The sequence below is a fragment of the Leptospira johnsonii genome, assembly GCF_003112675.1.
Taxonomy (GTDB): Bacteria; Spirochaetota; Leptospiria; order Leptospirales; family Leptospiraceae; genus Leptospira_B; species Leptospira_B johnsonii.
Map to the genome: position 1 here is coordinate 337,619 of NZ_BFAY01000006.1, position 25,232 is coordinate 362,850.

The following is a 25,232-nucleotide window of genomic DNA, read 5'->3' on the forward strand; positions in this document are numbered from 1 at the left end:
TTTTTTAGTTGTAAGACCGCTCCAAGGTCGAATTCTATCCTTGTGGGTTGTAAATTTAGAATCCAACAGACCCAAAAGGCAGGCAACCTAAAAACCCCTGCCGTTCAGACGGTTTTACTCTCGTTTTTTCTGTTTTTCGCCTCTTGCGGAACGAATACCGAGGTGACCCAGTCCCCTTTTGTATTCTTAACTCCAGTGGGAGTTCCCCAAATTTTTTCCATAACCGCTAAATACGATAATATAGATACTCATAAGCCAGAGTATGATCTGAGATATTATATCACTAACCTGGAACCTCAATTCGTAGGTTATAATCTTTATATCACTTTCGCCATCCCTTCCGCGGGAGAAACTCTCAATAATGCCAATCTATATCTAGAAAACGGGGTCCAACCTTCTTTTCCTCAGTTAGCGATCCAAGCTTCCACTTCCAATGTGGTGACCCAGACGATCGAAAACTTGCAGCCATTCTCCCCAGTGCAGATGTTCCAAAAATGTGAGGTCTATACTTTCACATTAAGAGCATTATTGAATACAGGCATCACTTCTAATATGTCCACTCCGGTCACAAGATGTAGTTCCATCTATCCGGACCATTGTGGAACGAATACAAGTTGTAATCCTACTGCATGCACTACGGCAAGCTGCTCAACTTCCACCCAAGCTCTTTGTCCTGTCGGAACCGCTTGTAATCCCTGCACCAAGGGAAATGCGGCTACCGGTTGCGCCTGCCCTGCGGGAGAATCTCCGCCGGGTTGCAATCTATGACCGAAACTCCCAACTCTAAATTTACTATCCGACCTGGAGCCGCTTACGTAGTTGCTACCCCCATAGGAAATTTAGAAGATATCACCTTCCGAGCGGTTCAGGTCCTCAAACAAGTGGATATCATCTATTGCGAAAATTCTTCTCATAGCAGAAGACTTCTTCAGACATACGAAATTTCTACCCAGACTCGTACATTATATAAGGACCAAGGCGCGGAACCTTATAAAGGTATTATAGAAGATCTAAAATCAGGAAAAACCTTAGCCTTAGTTTCGGATGCAGGAACTCCTGGTGTCTCAGACCCGGGCTCTCAACTGGTTCGCATATTACGAGAGGAGAATATTCCAATCGTTCCGATCCCGGGGGCAAGCGCTCTCACCTCTATGCTTTCCGTTTCCGGTTGGCAGGTGCAGCCTTCTCTCTTTCTTGGTTTTCTGTCCGAGAAAAAGGGTAAAAAAAGAAACCAACTAAAAGAATGGGAAAACTTCGAAGGAGTACTCACCATCTTCGAATCGGTTCATAGGATCAGGGATACTCTGTCTGCTATCCGGGAAATTTTTCCAAATTCTCCGATCCTTTTAGGAAGAGAATTGACTAAAATCCATGAGGAAATCCTGAAAATAGAACCTGTTCAGCCCCTGGAATCCCTGAAATTCCCGGAAAAGGGAGAATTTGTGGTGCTAATCTATACAAATCCTAAAAAAATGCTTAACGGACGTGTCGGAGATGCCGATACTTTAGAGTGAGAGGGAAAACCCATGACTATCGATAAAATAGGCGGCATTGGTGGAGGATCTTACGAGCCACGTAAGTCGGCCCCTGTACGCAAAACTGAATCTAAAGAATCATTCGACAATATTTCTATTTCCGACACTGCAAAACAAAAGGCTTCGGAAGCTCGTATCCAAGCGGAAGTTCAAACGATCGCACAAAAGATCGTGGCAAGCCCGGTGGATTCTGAACGTTCCACCAAGCTGAAAGAAGTTAAGGAAAAACTAAAGAATGGAGATTACGATAATCTCAGCCCTGAGATCTTGAACGCAGTAGCTGATCGTATCGCAGAATCTTTTTTAGGCCGTTAATTTATAATTAAATCCGGAATTGTTTCCCTTGGATTCCGGATTTTACATACTTCCTCTCAATTAAAAGGGAGAACGACACAAAATGCCGATACTCCCCGACTGGATCAATTTTAGTTTTCCCACCAAAATCCATTTTGAAGTCGATTGCGGCTTTAAAATGGGAAACTTCATTAAGAATATAGGCAACCGCGCGGTCATTCTTTCCACTCAAAGTGAGTTGGAGAATATGGACGAGTTCTCCATCATCAAAACCTCTCTTGAGAAACATATAGACGGTGTCATTCTGTACGACAATATAGAGAAAGAACCTACATTAAAAGAACTAGATACTGCCGCCTACTTCGCTAGGATCTCCAACGCAAACTGTATCATCGGCTACGGTTCTTACGAAAGTTTAAATATGGCAAAGTTAGTCGCACTTCTTGCGAGTAACGACGCGTTCGCAGAAGATGTCTTTATCCTGAAAAAAAATATTAGACTAAAAAAACCGATCCCTCTCATTCTGATCCCTACTCACCCAGTGATGGGCCTGGAATGCTCTCCAACAGCTACAGTGTACATGGATGACGACAGGACCGTTCGTTATTATTCTAATGAGTTTCTTTTTCCGGAAATGGTGATCGCTGACGCTAAGATCAGCAGTTTTATGACTTCTGCGGACGTGGCAAAAGTGGGTGTGGGAATTTTAGCCGCTGCTGTAGACAGTATTCTTTCCAAATATTCGAACGAAATTACAAACTCCTCTTCTTTGAGAGCGATAGAGATCATTTATAAAAACTTGGTCCCTGCCATAAGGGATCCTAAGAACTTGCAGTACAAAAATGCGATCTTCGGTGCGAGTCTGCTTGTAGGAATGTCCCATTCTTCCAGTTCATTAGGACTTTGTTATGCACTTTCTTTAGCGGCTTCTAACCTAACGAACCTGGACGTTTTCCAAGCGATGTCAATTCTTCTTCCCCACGTGATGGAGTACAACCTGACCTCCTCCGCAGGTAAATATGTGATGATCGCAAAAGCCCTGGACGAGGACATCACCAATATTTCGGTGATCGAGGCTGCCATCAAAGCGGTAGAAGGTATCCGTAAAATTTATATAGAACTTAAGATCCCGCAAAGGCTTTCTGAATACGAGGTTCGTAAGATTGATCTGCCTGGGATCGCAAGCCTTGCTTCTTCTTTTCCTTTCTTGGATTCTCTTCCTAGGGAACTTCCTAAAAACGAGATCGAAACCATCCTAGTCGCTGCGTTCTAAGCCGTAAAAAAAGCGGTTTATGTCGGGAAAAACATTTGAAAGGTCCGATCGGGGTCCGAGAATGGAGACTCATGAGCGAAGAATCCATAGACACGATTATCGGGGAAGACATCCAATTCCGAGGCAAACTACGTTTCAATAACGCACTCAAGATCAAGGGCCAATTCAAGGGTACCATTGAGACCACTGGATCTTTGATCGTAGGAGAAACTGGAAGAGTCGAGGCCGATATCGAAACAGGAACCTTGGAAATCGAGGGAGATCTAAAAGGAAATATCAGCGCTGCCTCCAAAGTTTCCGTCCGCAAGACAGGAAAATTAGTCGGAGACGTTCGCACTCCGGATCTGGAAATCGAATCGGGAGCAAAATTCAGCGGGAATTGCATCATGTAATTATGCCCCAGCATGGACCAGATTTTCATAACCTACCAAATTCTTCCATACAAGGCTTAACTCCTCTCCAGTCCCATGTGTTCGGGACTAAATTCGGAGGGGTTTCCGATCCTACCAAGATCCTTGCCCAAAATATTGCAGATCTTCCTTCTCCGTTTTTATTACCGGACATGGATGACTCTATCCGCATTCTTCAATCCGCTGTTCGGGAAAAAAAATCCATCTTACTCTATGGAGATAGAGACAGCGACGGAGTTTGTTCTACAAGCCTACTCGCCAATTTTTTAAGAGGGATACATCCAGGGAAGCTCACAGTTAAAACTTCCAGCGAGGAAGATTACGGACTCTGCGAACCTGCGATGAAATATGTAAGAGAGGTCCGACCGGACTTACTCGTGACCCTGGACTTCGGAACAAGCAATAGTACCGAAATAGAAGAATTGAATAAAGAAGGTATACAAGTAGTGGTACTAGACCACCACGAGATCCCGGACAGAATCCCTTCTTCTTGTAAACTGATCTCTCCTAAAAGAGGAGATTCCCTCTATCCAACCGAAAAGATCTGCACTTCCGTAATCGCATGGAAACTTATCACAGCCTGGCTTTATAGTACATTAGAAAATTATAATTCTTTAGTTTGGATCCCAGATGGAGAGACATTTTTTAGCGGCTCGCTCGTCAAAAACGGGATCAAACTTTTCAAAGGGGACAAGTCGGAAGCAGAAAAACATTTTGCCGGTAGTTTCATAGATTGGCCCACCGCTTCCAAAACCCAATTCCCTGAAAGAGAGGTTTTCTATTCTCAGATATCTTCTTCTCCTGCGATCTGGGAACAGGTTTTGAAAAATTTAGATCTAGCTTCTATAGGTACAATCACCGATATGATGCCTCTTGTGGGAGAAAATAGGATCATAGTTAAAGAAGGTTGTTACACTTTACAAAAGATCAAAACGGGAGAATTTTCACATCGTCCAGGTTTGGAAAAACTTTTCTCTCAATTGGATCTAGATAAAAAAAAGGTACTCTCCAGAGATCTGGGCTGGAGTATTGGTCCTGCATTAAATGCCGCTGGAAGAATGCAAAAAACGGAGGCAGCGCTTGGACTTCTTCTTTCCAACTCCGACAAGGAAGCGGAAACACTCGCAACGGACCTTCTCAAATTAAACGAAGAAAGAAGAGAAAGAACCAAAAGAAATTTATTCAGAGTAGAAGGTTTCCTAAAAAGAAAAAGAGAAAGAACGGAAAGACCGATCCTCTTTTGTTACGAACCTGATTTCGAACCTGGAGTTTCAGGGATCGTAGCCACAAGACTCGTGGAACAATACAAAAGACCTGTAGTATTTATTGCACCCGATCATGGACATGCAAAAGGAAGCGTAAGAGCTTACGGCAGCGAGAATGTACTAAACCTTCTAAAAAAAGCGGAGACTATTTTTCACCAATTCGGCGGTCATAAAGAAGCAGGAGGATTTTCACTTTCCATTGATCAGATCCCAAGACTTGCAGAAATTCTTTTCCAAGAAGCAGGAAGCTGGTTGGAATCGGAAAAAGTTTCCGGCCTACAAGAAGACACTAAAAGTTTAGTCAGTCTAAGACCACAAGAGTTAAGAGAAAATTTATATACGGAGCTTGGACTATTCGAACCTTTCGGAATGGAAAATCCTGCTCCGTTACTTTCCGTAAAAGGAGCAAAAATACTTTCTTATCGCCCTTTGTCGGACGGCAAACATGCAAGGTTTAAAATTCTGGCGTCTTCCGAATCCATCCAAGCGATTATCTGGAATAAGGCGGAAGAATTCTCCCAAGTTTTAAGAGAAAAAGGTGAGTTAGATCTTTGGGGATGTTTAGAAGAGAACACTTTCAAAGGAAAGACCAGCCTTCAGTTCGTGATCCAATCCTTCGAATAAGATCAATATCAATCCGAATCGTTAGAATCGGAATCTTCAGAACTAGCTTCCGGTTGCTGCTTTGATCCTTCTCCGTTTTGGCGGCCCTTTCTGTTACGATCTTTAAATCGGCCACCGCCGCCTTCCCTTTCTTTACGGTTTCGATTCGGACGTCCGCTGCCTTCTTTCCTGGCACCGCCGCCGCCACCACCAATGCTATTTGGAAGCACAGGTCTTTTTCGAAGAGAGATCTCCCAGAAGAATGCAGACTGTAGAGCCTGATCGTTATTATCCGCGATTGCATTGATCTTAAAGACGTAAAACGCATCGTAGAAGAAGTCTTTCTTACGGAAGAAATTGTTTTGAGAGGCTTTATCATCCTCAGTATGAGTGAATCTTTCCTGAGAGGCAAAAACCTTGATCAGTCTTTCCTTATCTTTTTTAGGAGTTCCCAATCTCTGGAAAATCGGCTCCAAAGCTTGTTTTAAGGAAGCAACCAAATGCCCCCCACTCTTCTTAGTTAAAGATTCTTCCGAAAGGTCTGAAAATAAAAGTGCATAAAAGATCTGAGGAGTAAGTTCCTCTCTTTCGGATAATAATTTGTCTGCGATCACCAAACGTTTTCCGACTCTGGTTTCTAAAAACTTGTCCCCAAAGTCCGGATTTTTTCTACGTTCTTTCTCGAATGCTTCTTTGAATAGAACTTCCAAAAGGGAATTTTGTGCCATTCCTTGGAAAATAAGAGAAGTTCTCCAGGTACGGAAAATTTTATTATATTCTTCCAACATACGAGAAGAAGAAGCCTTCTCTAATTCGTGAACATTCTTCTTAATAGACTTGGAAGTCCCCCGATCTATTTTCAGACCGAGAAGCACTGCAAACTTTACAGCACGCAACATTCTCACAGGATCTTCTCTGAAAGAAATATCAGGATTACCGATCACTCTCAGTTGTCTGCTTTGAATATCTTCGTATCCGCCCACATAATCCACGATGGAATCGTTACGAATATCATAGTATAACGCGTTGATGGTAAAGTCTCTTCTGGCTGCGTCTTCCTGTGGAGTTCCGAATTTATTATCGCGTTTGATCAGATAATCCTGATCTTCCACAGGTTTTTCGAAACGATGTTCGGGAAGAGAACGGAAAGTACTAACCTCGATCACCTTTCCCTTAAAGAGAATATGAACGATCTTAAATCTGCGACCGATGATACGGCAGTTATTAAAGATTTTCTTAATTTGATTCGGAGTCGCGTTGGTGACCACGTCAAAATCTTTTGGCTTGCGTCCCAAAAGAAGATCCCGCACTCCTCCGCCTACTATATAGGCCTTGTATCCGAATTTATGAAGACGATGGATAATCTTTACCGCATCCTCATCGATCATTGTCTTGCGGATCGGATGCGAATCCCGATAAAACCTCCGTCCCTCCGGATAAATAAGAATGTCGTCGACGGATCCTATTTTTTTCTTGAAGAGATTGGACAGAAATTTCATATGATGGGATAGTTAAGTCCTATAATCCCTGTCGGACCCCTACCTGCAAGTAAAAATCTATGAACAACGAGGCAAAGTTCGAAGACCGCCCCAGAGCCGCAGAAAGGCTGAAGATCAAGTATCTTCGCTTCCGTTCTTCCTGGCTAAAAATCAAAGAAAAAGGGTCTCGAAAAATTTCTTTCTTACTAGTGCCTCACGATCACGAGGCTGTGCTGAACGTGGAGCTAAGCGTTTTTATGGCTGCGTTCTTAGGAGTACTTTCCGTTCTACTTTTCGTACTCGCGAGTGCATTCGTGGTCTACATGAACTTTTTTTTCGTACCGAATCGGGAGCTGATCCGAGAGACCGACAATAATGTAGGGCTGTTTCTTTATTATAACTCTCTTCTCAAAGACGCTAAGAAAGAAATTTCCGGATTAGAAAAAAAGACAGAACAGTTGAACCTAGTCGCTTGGGAAGAAGTTCCCTGGAAAAGAATTCTCACCTTCGATTACGTACCTGAGTTCAGCTTAAAGAAGAATGTTCCGGAATCTTCGACTAACATGGATCTGTATTCCGATACTGTAGAAGGTTTTGCAGAGAGAAATATAGAATTGTACAAGATCAAACACGCCTTCCAAAACGCATTCGATTACTTGGAAGAAAGAGAGTCCATTCTATACGCGATGCCAAGAGGCAGACCGTTGAAACCTGGAGTAGGATTTGTGACTTCTACTTTCGGAGGAAGAGTGGATCCATTCGGCCTAGTAGAGATGGGAGAATTCCACTCAGGTATCGATTTTGCCGCGGGTGAAGGAACTCCTATATACGCGACAGCTCCAGGAGTTATAGAAGATAATGGACAATCCGCGGGAGGACTCGGAAAAAGTATCCGTATCAACCATTTGAACGGATTTTATACAGTGTATGGACACTGCTCCGTAGTCTTCGTGGAAAAAGGACAGTTAGTAACCAGAGGCCAACATATCGGAAATGTAGGCTCCACAGGAAAAGCCACAGGACCTCACGTGCATTACGAGGTTCATATAGGTTACGATCCTCCTATGGACCCCGCAGAATTCGTTAATATGGAATAATTTTTAATCTCTCCGAAACTTTCCCGATTCGGGGAACGAATATAAGGGAAAAAAGATCCAAAGAAGGAACCATGTATAAAGTCATAGATATTCCCGGACTAGTACCTTTCGTCCAGAAATACATCAGCAGCGGCTGGGAAGGAATTTCCACATTCAGTATTTTAGTAGTGATCGCCTTTTTGGCGGCCTCTTATTTTTTACCAAAGGAATTAGAGAGAAAACATCTGGATCCGACTCATGCAGATTGGCTTTTGATCCTAGGAGTTTTTGGAACATTCGTAGGCGCTAAAGTATTTTTTATCTTCGAGATTTGGGACCAAGTATTCATAGACACTCCCGGCTTTGACGGAAAGTATTTATACCCACTCACCCACTTTGATGGTTTCCCTGGTCGTCCAGGTCTTTGGTCCAGTTTATTCTCCGGAAGCGGTTTGGTATTTTACGGAGGGTTCCTGTTTGGGATCCTATTTATCAGCCTATACATGATCCAAAACAAATTGGATGTAAAAGCTTATTTGGACGCAGCAGTTCCGAGTATGGCATTAGGTTACGCGATCGGTCGACTAGGATGTTTTGTTTCCGGTGACGGTTGTTACGGATTTGCAACTCACGCAGACATTCCGGTTCTAACATTCACCTACTGGCCAACAAGTGCAGTCCCAAGCGGTGTTCCAGTCTGGAATACCCCAGTCATGGAATCGTTCGTATCTTTTCTATTCTTCATCTACTTCCAAAAATGGGCAAGATTCCAGAACTTCAAAAGATTCAGCCTTGGCGCTCAGTATCTTGTCCTACACGGACTTGCAAGACTAGGGATCGAGTTCTTAAGAGTGAATAAAGCTGTGATCCCTTTCTTCGATCCTCCAGTACAATCGAACATTCCTGGAGCGAGCGGAGAAACTACCACCTTCTTAAATGGATACTACTGGCATGGATTTTCTCAATCCCAGTATGTATCTATCGCGATCATATTGGTCGGTTTATATTTTTTGGTTAAATGGAAACTCTGGGAGAAGGAACCAGTCCCAGCTTAATTAAGAGACACAGAGTAAGTAAAGAGACTCAAAGTTTTTCTCACACAGAGTCACTAAGACACAAAGGGGAAAAGATTTTGAGCGATGTTAGAATTTCTACATCGCCATTCCCAAAAATTCTCTGAGGCTCCGTGTCTTTGTGTGAAAATATCTCTGTGGCTCTCGTCCACTCCGCGTCTCATTCTCCGGAGGCGTGGAACTTCTCCCCTTTGATGGTGCGGATCATATCAGCTGTATTTAAATAATTCGTAGTTTTAAAAAGAACCTTTCCATCAGAGGAAAAGATCACAAAGAAAGGAAGACCTATTTTCAACTCAGGAAACCTAGGATCGTTCTCATATATTAGAAAATCCTTATCATCGTCTCTGATCTTTAAAAGGATAGTTTTGCCAAGCGCCTGGTTCAAATTCGGATCGGATAAGGTCAGGTCTTCGAAAGCCTTGCAGTTAGAACACCAATCCGCGTAAAAATCCGCAAACACCAAGCGATCTTCACTACGAGCGGTCTCGAAAGCGGTTTCGGAAATTCGATGCCATTCTAGATTTCCGTGTTCTTCTACTATATCCTTCTTGATCCCGCCGGTACCAACTCCCCAACCAACAAGTCGTATCAAGATTGCGCTAGAACAAATAAGTCCGGTAAGAAGTAGAGCCTTCTTCGTTCTTTCCGTACGAAGAAGCGACTTAGGTTGATAGAAATACGCAGCAATCAAAACTCCAAGAGCGGCAGCTAAGATCCCAAGACTCAGATCAGATGGAACTGACCATAATTGCATTGCCTTATTATAGTAAGACCATGCAAAGTAAAAGACCACAAATCCTAAAACGATCTGTATCCATCTGGTCCATTTCCCTCCGCGAGGAAGGGAAAGTCCAAATACTCCTAAAAACAAGAACGGCAATCCTAAACCTAAACCGAACAACGCCATCTTGAACGAGGAAACCGCTAAAGAAGAAACACTAATACTTTGGACTCCTGCGGTCACTTGGATCAAGATCGCAACTACGATCGGACCTACACAAGGAGAGGAAAGAAAACCTGCTCCCATTCCCAAAAGAAAAGTTCCCTTCCAGCCTTGACAACCTCTCCATTCCTTATTAGGAAAGATGGGTAAATACAAAAATCCTAATGAAGCAAGTCCTAATAAAAAGATAAGTGCAGCTAAGAATAGATTGGTTCCGGGATATCTTAGTACAGTGTTAAACGCTCCGCCAGAAATTCCTGCCACGAGCCCGAAACAAAAATACATGAATGCCAATCCGGTATAATATACCAAAGGATGGAATACTTTGTTCGTGGCGGTCTCACCCCTTGCTTGGATGATCCCCACAGTGATCGGATATAATGGATAAACGCAGGGAAGAAGGCTGGCACAAAGTCCCCCCAATACGAGAAAGATCGCGGAATTGAATCCAAATTCTGAACCGGAGAGTCCGGTTTCCAACCATTGATTCAAAGAAGAGATCCAGGATTCAGAAACGACCTGGGATTGGGCCTGTAAAGAGCTAGTTAGAAAAAAGAAGAATATTAGAAGTCCGGCGCGGGACGCGAACGCTGAGGAGAGAAGGATCCGAATTTTCTTCATGGGATGGACGATTAGACCCAAATAGGATTTCTATTTCTCCTAAGATACATTATCGGACTCCATAACCTTGAAACCAAATTGCGATTTCTAAAAGTATGGTCAATCCTGAATTCCCAGGAGGACACCCTTAGATCTGGTCTGTACTTGTTTTGACGAGTGGAAAGGAAGAAAGGACGGAAAAAGCCCGATCCTTTTCTAAAAAAAGACCGGGCTCGAGCATTAAGACCCTTCAGATGGCGAACTGAAGGGTGAGAGAGAAATACGTACTATTCTTATCGATATTGTATTGTTTTTGGTTTTTGATCGCGTCTCCCGCGTAAAGAACCGTAGCTCCAGCCCAGATCGAGAAATAGTCATTGATTTTCTTGATATAGATCAGGTCATATTCCAGCAAAAGTCTGTGTCCAGGTTGCCAATTTTTCAGGAAAGGATTGTTGGCATAGTTTTCGGTACTTCCTGAAACAGTCTTGTTCGCAAGGAAGTCTCCGTTCGCGTCAAATCCAGTGCTTCCTGAAACTGCTGTCCTGTTACCGTCATACCAAGCATCTTGGACTTTATCCTTGCGAATATCGTAAACTGCGAAAATGAATCTTCCCCAAGTATCATCATAGTATTGGATATGAATGGAAGAAGTTCTTACGTTCGCCCAGAAGGCAGCGTTCGCGATACCGTTCCCTGAGTCGAAGTATGGGAATCCACCGGATCTTGTAGCAAATAAAGGATCCCAGGTAGCGGATTTTCCGTCAGCTCTGTTCGGGTCACCGGAGGCTCTCGCAAACTGTACTCCCACACGGAAACCTTTATAGTTATAACCTGTTTGAGCGAGGAAGAAGGAAGCGTCATGCTGAACAGTTTCCTTGTAAGCAGCATGTTTGTTCGTTCCGGATCCTATAGTAGTATTTAAAGTATCCCAAGAAGCGTCTATAGTTTGTCCTGTGCTTCCAGTTTGGGCTGCGTATTCTAAGCCCCAGTCCCAGGATTTTCCCGCAGGAAGACTTCTACCAGAAGCAGTTCTGTTACTCAAACGAACTCCTGTAGTGAATAGATTGTCTCTTCCGTTTGTTCTTTCGTTCGGATCAACGAGCACTCCGGTAGCGGTTGTAGTATTATACTTTTTGATCACTCCAATCTCATATATATCAACCACTAACTCTTCGGAAGGTTTCCAAGTATTGTATAAGAAAGCGAGATATGTATCGTTGAGAGCTTTTGCTCCGCCAACTTTTTGGTTATTCGCAGTCACAAATCCGTTCGGACCGTTACTTTCTTCTGCAAGAACGGTATAACCTGCGTGCGTAGACCATGTCTTGGTATCGAATGCAACTCTAACTCCGTCAAAAGAGTTACCGATCTGGCTATCGTTACGAGCACCTATGATCCTGGAATCTCCGTAAGAGAAAACCTGACGACCTAAATACAATTTTGTATAAGGAAGAAAATCTTTCCAGATCACATAAGCTTCTCGGATATCCGTATTATTTTTTACCGGGATTTGGCTTCCAGGTGCGTATGCAGTCCCGATAGAATTCGTAAAAGAAGTCGGACCGTATCCGGTTCCACTTGGATCCTTGTACTGTCCATACAGACGAGTATCTTGGATGGTCAATTTTACCGCAAAGGATTCGTTGATATCTAAAAGAGTCCAAAACTGGCTGTTTTGGGTAACGTAGTTCTTAGAATCGCTTGTGGATCTATCAAAGTCTTGGTTATTAAAATTTTCGAATCTAGGACGGATCTGCAAACCGAAACGAAGATTATCAGTGATCCAAAGATTAGAACTTTTTTTAACCGAATCCTGGTGTTCCGGAGTTAAAAGTAAAGTGCCTAGTAATTCCCCATCTAATTTACCTTTCCAAGGACTTTTATAAGGAGCGGCAGGAGCTTTCTCTTTTTCCTTCTCCTTGTCTTTATCCTTAGCTTCCCCATTAGGAGCGGCAGTGGTTGCTGGAGTTTGGGTAGCAGGTGCGGAGGTTTTTTCTTCCGTAGCCGCCGGTTTCACAGGAGTGGTCTCGGCCTGAGTCACTGTTTCCTGTTTTGGGGGCTCTACCCCTTGGGCCCAAAGAGTCCCTAATCCTAAAAGCCCGAAGGACAAAAAGAGTCGGACTGACAAGAGTGAATATTTTTTGTTCCGACTCGGTCGGCTTGTAATTGTATTTTTTAACATATGGGGAGTCCCTTATTTTGGATTAAAATCCAATATAGCGGATATAACTCAGAGTTTAACAGATTTTGTAAACAATTTATTTGATATTTCTCCAGATTTTTTGACCTTGGTCGTTTTTTTGATCAAAAATAACAATTTAAATACGACAAAATGGCATCTCATCTGCTAAAGTAGAATTTCCCGAGATTTCTTTTAGAATCCAGGATTGTGCCAAAAGACCGATAGAATAAGATAGAATGCAGATAAGAATAAGACACATAACGCGGGTCTGGATCCTAGTTTTTCTGCTATTCTCCCCTACATTACAAAAATTGAATCCAATTCCTGTCTCTATCAGTACGGAACCGGATCTGGATTATAATTACGAATACGAGAAGAATGGTGTATATACCAAGTTTTCTGACTGGGTCCCTTACAAACTCCATAAATGGGAGCCTAAGTTCTTAGAAGACTATTACGAGATGTATGGGCTCAAACTCCATTATAAAGAGAATGAGCTAAGAAGGAATATATTCTTTCTAAAAGCAGGTTTACAAAAAAGATTCCGTCATCCAAGGAACGCACTCTGCCGTGTAACAAACGAAGAAGAATATCATAAATACAGACTTCTCATCTTCATGCACATGAACCTGCAGATCATGAGATCCTATATGAGGATCGCTTCTCAATTCGATAAAAGGCATTTATATTTTTATAATTTAGATTTCGCACACGAGCTAAAACAGTCCTTCGAGGTAGCGGATTCATTCTACAAAGAAGCTATTCCTTATTGGGAAGCCTCAAGAAAATACGCCGACCAGGCTTCTGAAATAGACTACGACCTGGATCTAGGCACTATGGAAACGGAAAGATACGAGATCATCACTGGAAAACTAGACTTCGGACAGATCATCTCCGACCATAGAGAAAGACTGACTAAAAAAAGAGAAACCGTAGGCGCTTACCTGGCCAAATATCCCGAAGCGGACAAACCCAATCTAGATCAAATTCCTTAAAAGTTTCACACTGAGAACACGGAGAAGGATAGAGTTCGATCGTGAACTCTATAAATAAAAAACCCCGAGATATTCTCTCGGGGTTTTTTGTTCCATACTGGATCTTGTGATTAGCAAGAATAAGTAGTGAGGAACTCGAACGGATGCGGGCGTCCTTCCCAAGGCCAAATTTCGGTTTCGAATTTGTAAGCCTTGTAGGTTTGGATGAAGTCTTCGGTAAATACATTTCCCTTTTTGAAAATTTCTTTACCAGCCAACATATGCTCAACTGCTTCTCTAAGAGTGTGAGGCATTTGTTGGATTCCCTTCTCGCGGATCTCATCCAGAGAAAGTTCGAACAAGTCTTCTTCCCGAGGAGGTCCCGGATCGATCTTGTTCTGGATACCATCAAGTCCTGCCATAAGCAATGCAGCAAATGCAAGATAAGGGTTCGCAGAAGAATCTGGGAAGCGGAACTCAACACGTTTCGCTTTCTCACCACTTACGAACGGAATTCTCGCACAAGCGGAACGGTTCTGAGCGGAGTAAGCTAAGATCGCAGGAGCTTCGAATCCTGGAAGAAGTCTTTTGTAAGAGTTAGTGGATGCGTTAGTGAAAGCAGCTACGGTTTTCCCGTGCTTCAATACACCGCCGGTGTAATTCAGAGCAAGCTCGCTCAATCCTTGGTAACCGTTTCCAGCAAACAAGTTTTTGCCGTCTTTCCAGATGGATTGGTGGCAATGCATACCGTTACCGTTATCTCCGTAAAGAGGTTTAGGCATGAAGGTAGCGGTCTTTCCCCATTTATGAGCTACGTTTTTAACAACGTATTTCAATTTTTGGACGTTATCTGCCGCTTCGATCAGGGTTCCGAATTTTACTCCGATCTCCCCTTGTGCCTGAGCAACCTCGTGGTGAACCACGAAAGTTTCCATTCCGATCTTATGAAGAGTTTTAACGATATCCGCACGAAGATCCACTTGAGAATCCACAGGAGCTACTGGGAAGTAACCACCTTTGGTTCCAGGACGGTGTCCTGTGTTGATGGAACCAGGCATATCAGTATGAGAATTCCAAATACCTTCGGAAGATTCTAATTCGTAGTATTGGATATTGATCGCGTCTCTTACTTTTAAACCGTCGAAAAGGAAGAATTCGTTTTCTGGTCCAAAGTAAACAGTGTCGCCGATACCGGTATCTTTCAGGTATTTCACCGCATTTTTAGCGATGGAACGAGGACATTTTTCGTAAGCTTGGTTCTTATAGATGTCCCAAACATCGCAGAAAACTACCAAAGTAGGGTCTGCAGTGAACGGATCTAAAAAGATAGAAGTCGGGTCAGGGATCAGCTGCATGTCCGATTTGTGGATCGGCTGCCAAGCAGGGATGGAAGAACCGTCGAAAGGAAGTCCTTTAAGAGTAGTTTCGTCTACGGAATCTACGTGGTAAGAAACGTGGTGCCAAGCTCCTTTAATATCCGTAAATCGGAAATCGTAGAAAAGAATCTTGTTCGCTTTTGCGAAAGCGATCACTTCTGCGGCATTTTTCGCCATTGATACTTATCTCCTATATGTTTGTACTAGGGGTCTCTAATTCGCACGCGAAGAGCGTGTTCTGCTTATGCTTATGCAAAAGATGTGCCAAATCCTAATACCCATCCTGCAAGTATCTTCCCTCTCTATAAAAAAAGAAGGAGCCCCTAGAAAAGCAGTCCATGCTCAGGCTAAAAATCCTTGAACCTGAGGCAATCAGTAAAAAACTCCGATTGAATGGATTCGATAGAATTTTCAGAACCAAGGTTTTGGATCTATCCGTCCTGTGCCATGCGCTAGTTTGGTACACTACGCTCAAAATATAATCATGGGAGAAACCATGCAGACCCTTGCCAAATGGCCTAGTCCATCCGAGCTTTCTTTTTCAGACGGGAGAGATTCCGAAACAGGAATTCCAAATTCCAAAGAATATTTTCAATCCGTATTGGCATGGGGAAAGGAGAATGGAGCGGAGGAATACTTTTTAGTTCCGTTAGATGAATGGGTCCCTACTTCTCAACTACTCTCTACTCTCCCTTCTTATCCTATCCGAGCTCAAGTGGAGATTCCGGATCCAGTTACCTTCTCCTATTTGATCCCTCCCGTATTATTCGGAAAAAAACTTTGCTTCTGGACCTCTGATGAAAAGAGCCTAACTGACTCTTACTTCCGTGTTTTAGCAAAAATAGAAACCTCAGAAGAGCAACTCTGTAAAATTTTCGAAGAAGAGATCCATTCTATCCCCGAGATCGTTTGGAAAGAAGAAGAGAAACATTCCGATTCTCTATTATTGGAAAGAAAATTATGGGGAAAAAGAGAGAATGGAAAAAGGTATTCTTCTTCCTTCTCTCTAGCGAAGGCGTTTTTTGTAGGATCTTTGACGGATATCCGAGAGATCTATGAATACGAATTAGGATCCCAAAGCTCTTCCGAATTAGAAAATGTTATCCTCAAGTTCTTGTATAAAAGAGCAGATTCTAAATATTTCTCCCTTTTATCAGCATTAGGAAAAGGTGGATCGGAGAACGGATTTGTTTTTAAGCCAAAGATCTATTTTTCATTCGGCCTACAACTTCTGCTCCTTGTATGCGTTCTTGCAGAAGCTTACGAAGAATTAGTATCTCGTTGGATAGAAGAAAGGCCCCCCCTCAAAGATGTATTGAGCAAATTAGAAGAATGGACTGAAAGAGAATCCCACCCCAAAACGGAAGCAGGAATAGAAGCGATCTTTGAAGAAAAGGTAGTCCATTTATTGGACAAATATTCTGATAGATCCGACAGATTCCTTCTCAAAAGATTAGAAGAAGAATATTCACATTCTCAAAAGCGCGTATCCGAACATTTCCAATCTAGAAGACAAGAGTTAGAAGAAAAACTGATCCCTGATCTCTTGTCCCAAGTAGAATCTCATTCTAAACTTTCCCTTCCCGAAGAGCTAAAGATTGAGTGGGAAATTTTAGGAAAAACATTACAAGCTCGACTCGAAAATTTTCTCTTAGAAAGAAAAAATTTACTAAATCCGGAACAAAAAGGGAACGGAAAAACGCCCGAAAGCTGGAACGTTCTCATCGGGCAAAGGTCTGATTAAAGAATATAAGGCCACAATCCTAGGAAAGGTTTCGAATCACCCTTGAGAGAAATCTTTGACAAGGCCGGTATTTCAAAAAAAATGACCGGTAAATACCTTCCAAAGGTATTTCCTAGGAATAACGGCGACGTAGCTCAGCTGGTTAGAGCAACGGAATCATAATCCGCAGGTCCGGGGTTCGAATCCCTGCGTCGCTAGGTCCTTTGGAGAAAACACACCCATGAAAAAAACAATCCTCGCAACCCTAATCTTGCTAGCTACGGTTTTCGCCGGATTCTCCTCCGTTTCCGCTCAAAGCCAAGCATGCAATCAGATCTGTGATTTTTATACAAACTGTGTAGAAGGCCAAAAAAAGCTTAGCGCTGCAGATAGACAAAAAGTGGGAGCCGGATGTTTAAATACATGCCGCAAAAATTACTCAGCAGTTACTTCTTGTTATGAAACTCATTCAGGTCAATGTACAGCTTTTAATAGCTGCTTGATGGAAAGTTATAAAGGAAAAAAATAATACTTATAGTCCGTTCCAAAGCTTAGATTATTGATAAGTATATGATCCCGGGCTTCAAGAGCCTGGACTGTCAGGGACAGGCTCTTAACTTACTCGATCGGGTACTTGAAAAAATGCCCGATCGAAATCCTTAAAGACTGGGTCCAGTCCCTTCTTCCTTAACATCTCCGTAAATTCTTCGATCTTTCTAGTATCTTCTATCTCGAATTGTTTTAATTCTTCCCCGCCCGAATATCCTCCGGGATCCGTTCTGGATTCCACAGACATATGAGTGATAGGCATCCCCGCTAGATGGTTTCTCATCCGAACGGTTTCTCTTGTGGATTGTACTAGTCCGCTGTCAGGTAAAAAAAGACGGAGAGCAAATAAGAATCGAACATACTCTCTATCCGGAACAAAGATCGTCTTATCGAACTCGCCTTCTGCGGGCCTCATACGGGGCAGGGAAATTTGGATCGTAGTTCTCCAATATTTTTTGGAAAGATAATGTGCATGTTCCCCTAGACGGAACATTTCTCCGTACGGATCCGAAAGTCCAAGGAGTGAGCCTACTCCGATATGTCGAAATCCAGCAAGGCCCCCTCTATCAGGTGCATCCAACCTGTATCTCATATTCTTTTTCATACCACGAAGGTGATACTTGGAATAGGTTTCCGGATCATAAGTCTCTTGGTAGACTACCAGACCTTCTACTCCTTCTGAGATCAATACCTCATATTTTTCCCGGTCCAAAGGATAAATTTCTATCGAGATAGAATCGAAATATGATTTCAAGATCGTAACTGCAGATCTCAAATATTCTAAATTTGTGATAGAATAATCTTCTCCAGTCAGGATGAGAACGTGCCTGATCCCTTTGGAATAAAGAACCTTCGACTCGGCATGGATCTCAGACTCGGTCAAAGTTTTTCTGGGAATCTTATTCTCAAAACTAAATCCACAATAAACACAGGAAGATCTGCATTCATTGGAAAGATACATAGGCATATAGAGAGAAATCGTATTCCCGAACCTTTTTTTGGTCCAATCGACGGAGAGTTCCGCCATTTCTTCTAAATAAGTATCAGCGATCGGATGTATTAAGGAAAGATACTCTTCGAAATTTAGAGCTTTTCCCGAATGAGAGGTATGAAGCGCCGATTCTATATCTATTTTAGATTTAGATAATACTCTTTCCTTCGCTTCAGAGAAGGTGATTTTATCAAATAACTCCGTGTACATTTCTAGATTCTTCTTCTAAAAATCCTGTGAGAGGACTGGAAGCGGATGCTTGTTTGGATGTGGAAATTCCGGAATTGGAATACAACCTGGAAATCCTTCCTGCTTCCGTTGCAAGTTTGAATGCGTAGGCCGTTTTTGCTGGATCTTTTGCGATCGCTATTGCAGTATTTACAAGGACCGCATCTGCTCCCAACTCCATAGCTTGCGCAGCATGAGAAGGTAATCCGAGTCCTGCATCCACAACCACAGGAATATTGGATTGTTCTATGATAATTTCTAGATTTGCCAAAGTGCGGATCCCTTGGTTGGTCCCGATAGGAGATCCCAAAGGCATAACCGTAGCACAACCTGCTTCTTCTAAATGTTTACAAAGGATTGGATCTGCGTTGATATACGGTAGAACATGAAATCCTTCTTTTACCAGGATCTGTGCGGCCTTCAAAGTTTCGATAGGGTCCGGAAGAAGGTAAACTGGATCGGGAGTCACTTCCAGTTTCACCCAATTGCCTCCACCTAATTCTCTGGACAGTCTTGCAAGTCGAACAGCTTCTTCCGCATCTCTTGCGCCGCTCGTATTAGGTAAAAGTAATATTCTTTCCCGGTCGATCTTAGTTAAAATATCGTCCTCAGGCGAAGACAGATCTACTCTGCGTAGAGCTACAGTCACCACTTCCGTTCCCGAAGAATGGATCGCTTGTTCCAAAGCAGCACCGGAAGAGAACTTGCCAGTGCCCAAAAACAGCCTGGATTTGAACCTTCTGCCTGCGATGATTAGATCGTCGGATTCTGCCACAATTCCAGATTATACTGCTTCGATCGCTCTTCCAGCAAAATCTCTGGCTTCATCAAGTCTCAGGCTGATAATTTTAGAAATTCCAGGCTCTTCGTTTGTGACCCCAAAAATGGAATTTGCCCTATGGATCGTGGACTGAGCGTGAGTGATCACCACAAACTGGGACTTGTCCTTGAACTTATCCAAGATCTGACAGAAACGAAGTTTATTCGCCTCGTCGAGTGCTGCGTCTATCTCATCCAAGAAACAGAATGGAGAAGGTTTTACCATATAGATCGCGAATAATAGAGCGATCGCAGTTAGGGATTTTTCACCCCCTGATAAAAGCCTTAGGTTTTGGACATGTTTGCCAGGAGGTTCCGCCATGATCTCGATACCGGCGTTTAAGCTGTCTTCCCCGTCCACGAGTTCGAGCATCGCTTTTCCTCCGTTGAACAGAGTGGAGAATGTCTCCTGGAAATTTTCCCTGATCCTTTCGAAAGTTTCTCTGAAAAGTTTTTCAGACTCTTCGTTGATGTTTTTCAGGATCTCAGCGATATCGTTTTTAGATCTTTCGATATCTTCTTTTTGAGTGCGATGGTGCTCGTAGATCTCTTTTACGTTTCTATATTCTTCGATAGAAAGCGGGTTAATGGAACCCAACATTTGGATATCAGATTTTAAACGTTTGAGCTTGGTCTCACTTTCTCCCTTTTCAGGCTTCTTGTCTTTGAACTCGTCTGAAAGTTCTTGCTCGGAGATGGAATAATCGTTGTACAATTCTTCGGAGAAAGATTCCAGTTGGACCTTATAAACAGAGACTGCCTTTTCCTTCTCAGTCAAGATAGGGAATAAGTTCTTATAATCTTCTTGGTTTTTATGGATCTCGTTTTTTAAACCTTGGATCTCTTTTACGATATTTCTAAGAGCTTCTTTTTCAGAATCAAGAGCACGGCTCATTTCCAAAAATTCGTTGTATCTGTTCTCGATCTGTTGCTCCAGTTCGATCACTTCTTTTTCGAATTCCGTTTTTTTAGCGCCTAAAGTTTTGATGGATTCCTGAGCCGCTACGATCCTTTTTTGGGTCTCTTCTATCCTTTCGGAAAGAGATTTTGCGGATTCTAATTTGGAATTCTTTTCGGAATTTAATTCTAAGATTCGTTTTTCTAAATAAACGATTTTTTCTCTGATATTCTCCGCTTCTTCTCTTAAGGATTCTATGGTTAGTCCGGATTCTTTGATGGAACGGGTTAGATTTTCGTTCTCTAAGATCAGATCTTCTATCTCTTGGTCTAAACCTTCTTTTTGAGATAAGAATCCGTCTCTATCGAATAATAAAGTGCGGATACTGTCTTCTAAGGAGAAATATTCTCCTAGCTTGGATCTGAACTTTTCTGTTTCTAATTTTCCGGCTAAGTAGGAGATCTTGTTTTTAGTTTCTTCTCCGGTATAAGAGTCCAAAGTAGTCTTCAGTTCCGTTTCGACGGAATGGATCCTGTCTGCTTCTCCGAGTAGGAGTTCCTTCAGACGGTTTCTTTCCTCTTCTGTAGACTGAGCTTCTTTTTTGCGGGATTCCAATTGGGAGATCAGATCAAAAATGACTTCTTTTAGTCTTTCTCTCAATTCCACATGTCGCTTGTCGTTGGATTGGATCTTAGCTTCCTTCTCTTGGATGGAAGTATTCTCCGCTTCTATCTTGGATTCTATTTCGGATTTGTTCTTACGAAGTTCCTCGATGCCTAGTTCCAGAGATTTACTTTCTCCCTCTATATCGATCGCTTCTTTTTCTAATTTTTCTTTTTCGATCTGAAGAAGACTCTGAGCGGATTCTTCCTTCGTTAGGGATTCTCGAATATCCGAAATACGATCCGAATAATCTAGGATAATACCTTTATTACTCTCTACCTTGTCTTTTTGGATCTGGGTTTGGGTGAGATGGTCCAAAAGTTTTTTGTCAATCTCTGCGACCTTTTTCTCCAGATCGGACTTATGATGATCCAGCTCATCGATCCTTCCGGTTTCTGCGGAAATCATTTCTAAAAGAACTCTGTTCTTTTCTTTGATCTCTTTTAATTCGTTCTCGGAAGTTTCGAATTTTCTGGTCAGAGTAGAAAACTTAATATAACGGATGATCTTGTCCGTCTCGTCCAGTTCCTGCTTGAGTCGGAAATATTCTTCTGCCTTCTCCGCTTGTTTTTCCTTAACTTCCATCTCCTTTTTCATCGTATTCATAATGTCTTGGATACGAAGAAGGTTCTGATTCGTGTCTGAAAGTTTTTTGAGGGCCTCTTGTCTTTCCATCTTGAATCTGGAAATACCTGCGGCCTCTTCGAAGATCAACCTTCTCTCTTCCGGTTTGGAATGAAGGATACGATCCACTTTTCCCTGTTCCATAATGGAATAACTGGACTTTCCGATCCCGGTATCGAGTAGGATCTTTTCGATCTCCTTACGCTGTACCCTAGAATCGTTTATTAGATATTCGTTATTTCCATCCGCGTACAATCTGCGGGTTAATTTGATGGTTGGATAATCCATCTTAATGAGTTTGGAAGAATTATCGAAGACTACGCTAACTTCGGCAAATCCAGCAGGCTTACGAGCTTCGGAACCGTGAAAGATGACATCATCCATCTTATCACCGCGAAGACCCTTGGCGGATTTTTCGCCGAAGACCCATTTTAAAGCGTCGACTATATTCGATTTTCCGGAACCGTTAGGTCCTACAACTGCGGTAAATCCCGGATCGAGAAGAACTTCTGTCTCGTCCGCAAAGGTCTTGAATCCAACAATATTCAGGCTTTTGAGATACATATGTATTTTTGTGTTTCTTTGGGAAATTGATTGCAAGTGACCAGAATCGGGCGGACTCTGGAATGCTTAGGAGTATTATGTCTCACGATCTCCCGGAAAAAACAAGAGAAATATTCGGGAAAAAACCCTATCTCAGCCTGTATTTCCAAAATCCTCCTACGGAGATGTTGGAGTTCCGACTGGAAGCGGCCAAAAACCAAAATGAGTTCTTTCTCTCCAAAAAAGGAAGGGCATTAGCAAGCACAGTCGCTCCTCTCACACAAGCAAAACGCCAATTAGATTCAGTTTCCATACAATCTACAGATCTGGTCGCAGTTTTGGGGCTCGGAAATCCACATTTGATCCGAGAAGTAGAGTCCAAATTAGAACCCGGGCAAATCTTATTACTCATAGATAAGGACAGAGATCTGCTCTTTCCTCTTTGGGAAGAATGGCTGGAACCTGTGATGGAAGTCCCAGGAAGACATTTGTTCTTGGGAGAAAATTCACTTTCTCTTCTTTGGAATTATCTAGAATCACTTCCTGTAGAAAGAGTTTCAGGCATCAGGATCGTCCGAAATGCAGCGAGCGTTTCCTTAGAAGAAATGTTCTATGCGGAAACGGATATAAGACTTCGAAAAATTCTTTCCTCAAAGATGAGCGATCTACTTACCAAATTCGAATTCGAAAGAATTTGGGTAAGAAACTCTCTTGTAAACACTGCAAATTTTTTATCTCCGCCAAGTCCTAAAACCAAAATCGAATTCTTAAAGGAAAAATTTAACGGAACACCTTCCCTACTCGTGTCCGCAGGACCGAATCTACGCAGACAATGTGAATGGATCAAGAGTATCAGAGATAAGGTTTTTGTAATGTCCTGCGATACTTCTCTCAAAGTGCTTCTCAAATATGGAATCATACCTGACGGAGTAATGACGTTAGACGCACAAACACATTCAGTATTCCATTTTTTGGGAGAAAAAACCTCCGAAATCCCGTTATTCGCGGACCTGGTCAGCTCTCCTCCTATATTAAGAAATTTGAAATTTAAGTCTGTGGTCCACAGTATTACCGCCAAATATTTGGTAGATGCTTCCGGAGAATTAAAAAGAGAAGCAACAGCCGGAAGTTCCAGTGCAGAGTCCTTACTCGGTCCTATCGGAGATGTACAATCCGGGGGAAGCGTTGCCACGACCGCATTCGATCTACTCAGAAGTCTCGGATGCAAACCCTGCTTTTTAGTTGGCCAGGATCTGGCCTATTCAGGTAGAGAGATCCATTCCACAGGCACACATCATAATGAGAAATGGCTTACCTTGCTTTCGAGAAAAACCAGTTTGGAAAAGATCAATGAGGCAGTGGTCCGGAAAAGAGACACAAGATACGTTCCGTCCGTTACAGGCGGAGAAGTATTAACGGATTATGTTTTGGACTTATACAGACATTGGTTTGAAGAATCTTCCAAGTCCTTGGATTTTCCAGTCTATAATGTAAATACCCAAGGCGCCAAAATAGAGAACGCGCAGAACATAGGACCGGAAGAAGCAAGCCTGATCCTAAACGGATTCCAAGACCACCAATACTTCTGGAAAGAATTTCCAGCCTGGAAACCTGAATTGATCCAGGAAACCCTGGTTGGATCTCCCACAGATTTCAAAAAAGAGTTATTAGAAACAATAGATAAGATCAAAGAAGAATTCTCCCAACCCGAAAAGAAAGAAGCTGCTTATGCGGATCTACTTTCTATTTTTCGAAACATATTAGGCAAATGGGAAGATCTAAGATACTTGATCCGAAAAACGGAAGTATACATTCTTCGCCACAAGGATAAATTAGACGAGGCACGCAAAAGAGAATTATTCTTAGGTGCCATCTTAAAAGAATTCACTATGCTTCGAAGAAAGTTACTAGCAGGAGAAAATTCTGGTTAGACGTAATCTTATGCGATAAACCCAGAGGCTTAGGATTTTCCGTTCTCTTTACAAAAGCGGCTGTTGCAAAATAAAAAAATCCTATGATTACCAGTTTCTATACGGATACTAGTGATCATGGAAATCCCAGGCAAAGAATTCTATAATCGGCTCGATATAGACTCAGTTTTATCCTCTGTCGAAGACGCTGGATTTTCCGTCTCCGGACATTGTCTCGCCTTAAACAGTTTGGAGAATCGAGTTTATGACGTTGGCCTAGAAGAAGGTGGAAGGCTCGTCGTAAAATTCTACCGTCCAGGGCGCTGGACCCTGGATCAAATATTAGAAGAGCATTCTTTTCTAAAAGAGTTGGAAGAGGTAGAGATACCAGTAGTCGCTCCTTTACCTTTGGAAAACGGTGTTACTGTCAGAGAAACAAAAGGAATTTATTATACGATCTGGCCTCTCCAAAAAGGAAGATTGGTAGAAGAGTTGGACAAGAACAATTTAGTCCAAGCAGGAAGACTTCTCGCCAGGATCCACAATATAGGAGCCTCTAAACAGGCGAAACATAGGATCGAATACAATCTGAAAAATTTCGGCGAGGAACCTTTGCGATTTTTGAAGGAGAAGGAGTTCCTACCCACCCATCTCTGGAAAAGATACCAAGAAGCGGCCAATCGAATTTTTAGCTCCTTCTCCGAGGCTTCCAAAGGTATGCCATTCCACCGCATCCATGGAGATTGCCATAAAGGAAATTTAATACAGACAGCAGACGGACTCTGCTTTATCGACTTTGACGATTTTGTGACCGGACCAGCAGTCCAAGATTTCTGGATGCTCCTTCCTTTCGGTGACTCCTCTTCTGAATACGAAAGAGAGATCTTTTTAGAAGGTTATCGCGAGTTTCGGGAATTTCGCTCCTCTTGGTTCGATCTGGTGGAACCATTGCGTGGCTTGCGTTATATCCATTATTCCGCATGGATCGCGAAACGTTGGGAAGATCCTTCCTTCCCGAATGCGTTTCCTCATTTCGGAACCGAAGAATATTGGGAAAGAGAAACCCAGGACCTGGAAAGACTGGGTTCGGATCTTCCTGTATCTTCAGAGCCGGATGGTAGGAACTCCTTTGCAAAGACGGACGAGTCTGAGCTTACGAATAAGGATTTTTTCTGGGATATGGAGGATTAGCCCTC

General features: G+C 42.6%; 20 protein-coding genes and 1 tRNA gene. 14 read left to right on the top strand and 7 right to left on the bottom strand.

The window, feature by feature from the left end; translation table 11 throughout:
• The first annotated feature begins 42 nt into the window (after nucleotides 1-42).
• From LPTSP_RS05240 to recJ, 6 genes are all read left to right on the top strand, one after another.
• On the top strand, nucleotides 43-768 hold the full coding sequence (locus tag LPTSP_RS05240; protein ID WP_108927830.1) for an LIC11073 family putative lipoprotein: 726 nt from the start codon (nucleotides 43-45) through the stop codon (nucleotides 766-768).
• On the top strand, nucleotides 765-1,514 hold the full coding sequence (gene rsmI, locus LPTSP_RS05245; RefSeq protein WP_108927753.1) for a 16S rRNA (cytidine(1402)-2'-O)-methyltransferase: 750 nt from the start codon (nucleotides 765-767) through the stop codon (nucleotides 1,512-1,514). Before LPTSP_RS05240 ends, rsmI begins: the two co-directional genes overlap by 4 nt.
• A gap of 12 nt (nucleotides 1,515-1,526) precedes the next feature.
• Nucleotides 1,527-1,850 carry a flagellar biosynthesis anti-sigma factor FlgM gene (locus LPTSP_RS05250; RefSeq protein ID WP_108927754.1) on the top strand — a complete coding sequence of 108 codons (324 nt, stop codon included), beginning with the start codon at nucleotides 1,527-1,529 and terminating at the stop codon, nucleotides 1,848-1,850.
• Nucleotides 1,851-1,932: 82 nt separating this feature from the next.
• On the top strand, nucleotides 1,933-3,102 hold the full coding sequence (locus LPTSP_RS05255; RefSeq protein WP_108927755.1) for an iron-containing alcohol dehydrogenase: 1,170 nt from the start codon (nucleotides 1,933-1,935) through the stop codon (nucleotides 3,100-3,102).
• Between the two features lie 71 nt (nucleotides 3,103-3,173).
• Nucleotides 3,174-3,494, top strand: a complete 321-nt coding sequence (locus LPTSP_RS05260) for a bactofilin family protein (RefSeq protein WP_010515397.1) — start codon at nucleotides 3,174-3,176, stop codon at nucleotides 3,492-3,494.
• Nucleotides 3,495-3,496: 2 nt separating this feature from the next.
• A complete protein-coding gene (gene recJ / locus LPTSP_RS05265; protein WP_108927756.1) occupies nucleotides 3,497-5,401 on the top strand; it encodes a single-stranded-DNA-specific exonuclease RecJ in 1,905 nt (634 codons plus the stop codon).
• An 8-nt stretch (nucleotides 5,402-5,409) separates the two neighbouring features.
• Here the strand turns inward: recJ and pcnB are convergent, their stop codons facing one another.
• Nucleotides 5,410-6,879, bottom strand: a complete 1,470-nt coding sequence (pcnB, locus tag LPTSP_RS05270; protein ID WP_108927757.1) for a polynucleotide adenylyltransferase PcnB — start codon at nucleotides 6,877-6,879, stop codon at nucleotides 5,410-5,412.
• 59 nt (nucleotides 6,880-6,938) lie between these two features.
• Here pcnB and LPTSP_RS05275 point away from each other — a divergent pair, with 59 nt between their 5' ends.
• Both LPTSP_RS05275 and LPTSP_RS05280 read left to right on the top strand, forming a co-directional pair.
• Nucleotides 6,939-7,955 carry a M23 family metallopeptidase gene (locus LPTSP_RS05275; RefSeq protein WP_108927758.1) on the top strand — a complete coding sequence of 339 codons (1,017 nt, stop codon included), beginning with the start codon at nucleotides 6,939-6,941 and terminating at the stop codon, nucleotides 7,953-7,955.
• A 71-nt stretch (nucleotides 7,956-8,026) separates the two neighbouring features.
• Nucleotides 8,027-8,989: a prolipoprotein diacylglyceryl transferase gene (locus LPTSP_RS05280; RefSeq protein ID WP_108927759.1), complete on the top strand. Its 963-nt coding sequence runs from the start codon at nucleotides 8,027-8,029 to the stop codon at nucleotides 8,987-8,989.
• Between the two features lie 178 nt (nucleotides 8,990-9,167).
• On the opposite strand, the gene LPTSP_RS05285 is transcribed toward LPTSP_RS05280, so the two are convergent.
• Together LPTSP_RS05285 and LPTSP_RS05290 are read right to left on the bottom strand one after the other, a co-directional pair.
• Nucleotides 9,168-10,574, bottom strand: a complete 1,407-nt coding sequence (locus tag LPTSP_RS05285; protein WP_108927760.1) for a cytochrome c biogenesis protein CcdA — start codon at nucleotides 10,572-10,574, stop codon at nucleotides 9,168-9,170.
• Nucleotides 10,575-10,803: 229 nt separating this feature from the next.
• Nucleotides 10,804-12,738 carry an alginate export family protein gene (locus LPTSP_RS05290; RefSeq protein ID WP_108927761.1) on the bottom strand — a complete coding sequence of 645 codons (1,935 nt, stop codon included), beginning with the start codon at nucleotides 12,736-12,738 and terminating at the stop codon, nucleotides 10,804-10,806.
• Nucleotides 12,739-12,980: 242 nt separating this feature from the next.
• On the opposite strand from LPTSP_RS05290, the gene LPTSP_RS05295 reads away from it, so the two are divergent.
• Nucleotides 12,981-13,733, top strand: a complete 753-nt coding sequence (locus tag LPTSP_RS05295; protein ID WP_439956993.1) for a hypothetical protein — start codon at nucleotides 12,981-12,983, stop codon at nucleotides 13,731-13,733.
• 110 nt (nucleotides 13,734-13,843) lie between these two features.
• Here the strand turns inward: LPTSP_RS05295 and glnA are convergent, their stop codons facing one another.
• Entirely contained in the window at nucleotides 13,844-15,265 is a 1,422-nt protein-coding gene (gene glnA, locus LPTSP_RS05300; protein WP_108927763.1) for a type I glutamate--ammonia ligase, read from the bottom strand.
• Nucleotides 15,266-15,584: 319 nt separating this feature from the next.
• Here glnA and LPTSP_RS05305 point away from each other — a divergent pair, with 319 nt between their 5' ends.
• The 3 genes from LPTSP_RS05305 (at nucleotide 15,585) to LPTSP_RS05315 (ending at nucleotide 17,340) form a co-directional block, all read left to right on the top strand.
• Nucleotides 15,585-16,832: a hypothetical protein gene (locus LPTSP_RS05305; protein ID WP_108927831.1), complete on the top strand. Its 1,248-nt coding sequence runs from the start codon at nucleotides 15,585-15,587 to the stop codon at nucleotides 16,830-16,832.
• A gap of 123 nt (nucleotides 16,833-16,955) precedes the next feature.
• Nucleotides 16,956-17,029 (top strand) — tRNA-Met (locus tag LPTSP_RS05310).
• Nucleotides 17,030-17,052: 23 nt separating this feature from the next.
• Nucleotides 17,053-17,340, top strand: coding sequence for a Cys-rich protein (locus LPTSP_RS05315; protein WP_108927764.1), 288 nt, complete (start codon nucleotides 17,053-17,055; stop codon nucleotides 17,338-17,340).
• A gap of 84 nt (nucleotides 17,341-17,424) precedes the next feature.
• Here the strand turns inward: LPTSP_RS05315 and thiH are convergent, their stop codons facing one another.
• Genes thiH through LPTSP_RS05330 form a run of 3 tightly spaced genes read right to left on the bottom strand, consistent with a single transcriptional unit; the run spans nucleotide 17,425 to nucleotide 22,147 of the window.
• The gene (gene thiH, locus LPTSP_RS05320) at nucleotides 17,425-18,561 is read right to left on the bottom strand and encodes a 2-iminoacetate synthase ThiH (RefSeq protein WP_108927765.1); all 1,137 of its coding nucleotides are present in this window, start codon (nucleotides 18,559-18,561) and stop codon (nucleotides 17,425-17,427) included.
• On the bottom strand, nucleotides 18,542-19,354 hold the full coding sequence (locus LPTSP_RS05325) for a thiazole synthase (protein ID WP_108927766.1): 813 nt from the start codon (nucleotides 19,352-19,354) through the stop codon (nucleotides 18,542-18,544). The genes thiH and LPTSP_RS05325 overlap by 20 nt, the downstream gene beginning before the upstream one ends.
• Nucleotides 19,355-19,363: 9 nt before the next feature.
• Entirely contained in the window at nucleotides 19,364-22,147 is a 2,784-nt protein-coding gene (locus tag LPTSP_RS05330; RefSeq protein ID WP_108927767.1) for a chromosome segregation SMC family protein, read from the bottom strand.
• A gap of 77 nt (nucleotides 22,148-22,224) precedes the next feature.
• Here LPTSP_RS05330 and LPTSP_RS05335 point away from each other — a divergent pair, with 77 nt between their 5' ends.
• Together LPTSP_RS05335 and LPTSP_RS05340 are read left to right on the top strand one after the other, a co-directional pair.
• Entirely contained in the window at nucleotides 22,225-24,057 is a 1,833-nt protein-coding gene (locus LPTSP_RS05335; protein ID WP_108927768.1) for a motility associated factor glycosyltransferase family protein, read from the top strand.
• A gap of 117 nt (nucleotides 24,058-24,174) precedes the next feature.
• Nucleotides 24,175-25,227 carry a serine/threonine protein kinase gene (locus tag LPTSP_RS05340; RefSeq protein ID WP_108927769.1) on the top strand — a complete coding sequence of 351 codons (1,053 nt, stop codon included), beginning with the start codon at nucleotides 24,175-24,177 and terminating at the stop codon, nucleotides 25,225-25,227.
• The last annotated feature ends 5 nt before the right edge of the window (nucleotides 25,228-25,232 follow it).

Bases quoted from the DNA above. Each gene is read 5' to 3' on its own strand.
- LPTSP_RS05280 (WP_108927759.1), top strand. From the start codon at position 8,027: ATGTATAAAGTCATAGATATTCCCGGACTAGTACCTTTCGTCCAGAAA.
- LPTSP_RS05275 (WP_108927758.1), top strand. From the start codon at position 6,939: ATGAACAACGAGGCAAAGTTCGAAGACCGCCCCAGAGCCGCAGAAAGG.
- LPTSP_RS05250 (WP_108927754.1), top strand. From the start codon at position 1,527: ATGACTATCGATAAAATAGGCGGCATTGGTGGAGGATCTTACGAGCCA.
- LPTSP_RS05315 (WP_108927764.1), top strand. From the start codon at position 17,053: ATGAAAAAAACAATCCTCGCAACCCTAATCTTGCTAGCTACGGTTTTC.
- recJ (WP_108927756.1), top strand. From the start codon at position 3,497: ATGCCCCAGCATGGACCAGATTTTCATAACCTACCAAATTCTTCCATA.
- LPTSP_RS05290 (WP_108927761.1), bottom strand. From the start codon at position 12,738: ATGTTAAAAAATACAATTACAAGCCGACCGAGTCGGAACAAAAAATAT.
- LPTSP_RS05305 (WP_108927831.1), top strand. From the start codon at position 15,585: ATGCAGACCCTTGCCAAATGGCCTAGTCCATCCGAGCTTTCTTTTTCA.
- thiH (WP_108927765.1), bottom strand. From the start codon at position 18,561: ATGTACACGGAGTTATTTGATAAAATCACCTTCTCTGAAGCGAAGGAA.
- pcnB (WP_108927757.1), bottom strand. From the start codon at position 6,879: ATGAAATTTCTGTCCAATCTCTTCAAGAAAAAAATAGGATCCGTCGAC.
- LPTSP_RS05255 (WP_108927755.1), top strand. From the start codon at position 1,933: ATGCCGATACTCCCCGACTGGATCAATTTTAGTTTTCCCACCAAAATC.
- LPTSP_RS05285 (WP_108927760.1), bottom strand. From the start codon at position 10,574: ATGAAGAAAATTCGGATCCTTCTCTCCTCAGCGTTCGCGTCCCGCGCC.
- LPTSP_RS05340 (WP_108927769.1), top strand. From the start codon at position 24,175: ATGGAAATCCCAGGCAAAGAATTCTATAATCGGCTCGATATAGACTCA.
- LPTSP_RS05260 (WP_010515397.1), top strand. From the start codon at position 3,174: ATGAGCGAAGAATCCATAGACACGATTATCGGGGAAGACATCCAATTC.
- LPTSP_RS05335 (WP_108927768.1), top strand. From the start codon at position 22,225: ATGTCTCACGATCTCCCGGAAAAAACAAGAGAAATATTCGGGAAAAAA.
- rsmI (WP_108927753.1), top strand. From the start codon at position 765: ATGACCGAAACTCCCAACTCTAAATTTACTATCCGACCTGGAGCCGCT.
- glnA (WP_108927763.1), bottom strand. From the start codon at position 15,265: ATGGCGAAAAATGCCGCAGAAGTGATCGCTTTCGCAAAAGCGAACAAG.
- LPTSP_RS05330 (WP_108927767.1), bottom strand. From the start codon at position 22,147: ATGTATCTCAAAAGCCTGAATATTGTTGGATTCAAGACCTTTGCGGAC.